The sequence below is a fragment of the Mesorhizobium sp. M1E.F.Ca.ET.063.01.1.1 genome (assembly GCF_003998155.1).
Classification (GTDB): Bacteria; Pseudomonadota; Alphaproteobacteria; order Rhizobiales; family Rhizobiaceae; genus Mesorhizobium.
Genome location: NZ_RZSC01001355.1, coordinates 1 through 800 on the forward strand (window position 1 = coordinate 1; position 800 = coordinate 800).

1 protein-coding gene and 2 pseudogenes are annotated in these 800 nt (G+C 62.1%); all 3 read right to left on the reverse strand.

Annotated features, from left to right (window positions below; genetic code table 11):
- Positions 1-304 (reverse strand): annotated as a pseudogene (locus EOA29_RS38540) (NADH-quinone oxidoreductase subunit L); the annotation flags it as partial.
- Positions 305-315: 11 nt separating this feature from the next.
- Complete coding sequence (gene nuoK, locus EOA29_RS38545; protein ID WP_126093210.1) at positions 316-624, reverse strand: NADH-quinone oxidoreductase subunit NuoK; 309 nt, start codon at positions 622-624, stop codon at positions 316-318.
- A gap of 1 nt (position 625) precedes the next feature.
- A pseudogene (locus EOA29_RS38550) lies at positions 626-800 on the reverse strand (NADH-quinone oxidoreductase subunit J); the annotation flags it as partial.

Here is an 800-nt window from a genome sequence, read left to right on the forward strand (position 1 = left end):
TCGAATAGATATGGACCAGCGACGACACCGTGTTGACGACGACCAGCATCACGGCCGTGAGCGTGTCGATCCTGAGCGCCCAGGCGGCGTCGAGCCCGCCGGCCTGGATCCAGCGCAGCACCGGCACGGTGAACACCTCGCCATGGCCGAAGCCGACCGTGAAGAAGGCGATCCACGACAGCACTGCCGAGATCACCAGGAAGCCGGAGGTGATGTATTCGGATGCCTTGGCGCCGAGCGAATTGCCGAACAGGCCGACAATCAGGAAGCCGAGCAGCGGAAGGAAGACGATGGCCTGGTACATGGTTGTTCCCGTCAACCCTTCATCTGGTTCACGTCTTCGACCGCGATCGAGCCGCGGTTGCGGAAGAAGACGACAAGAATGGCAAGTCCGATCGCGGCCTCGGCTGCCGCGACCGTCAGCACGAACAGGGCGAACACCTGTCCGACGAGGTCATGCATCGCCGCCGAGAAGGCGACGAAGTTGATGTTGACCGCGAGCAGGATCAGCTCGATCGACATCAGGATGACGATGATGTTGCGGCGGTTCAAAAAGATGCCGAACACGCCGAGCGTGAACAGGATCGCCGATACGGTCAGATAATGCGCGATGCCGACGACCATCTCAGATACCCTCGCCCGACTTGACCTTGCGGATTTCCATGCCCGTCGCCGGCGTGCGGCCGACCTGGGCAGCGATCGACTGCCGCTTGACGCCAGGCTTGTGGCGCAGCGTCAGCACGATAGCGCCGATCATGGCGACCAGGAGCACGAGGCCGGCGATCTGGAAGTAATAGAGG

What these genes read in the sequence shown, in the direction of transcription:
- nuoK (WP_126093210.1), bottom strand. Translation starts at nt 624, where the DNA reads ATGGTCGTCGGCATCGCGCATTATCTGACCGTATCGGCGATCCTGTTC.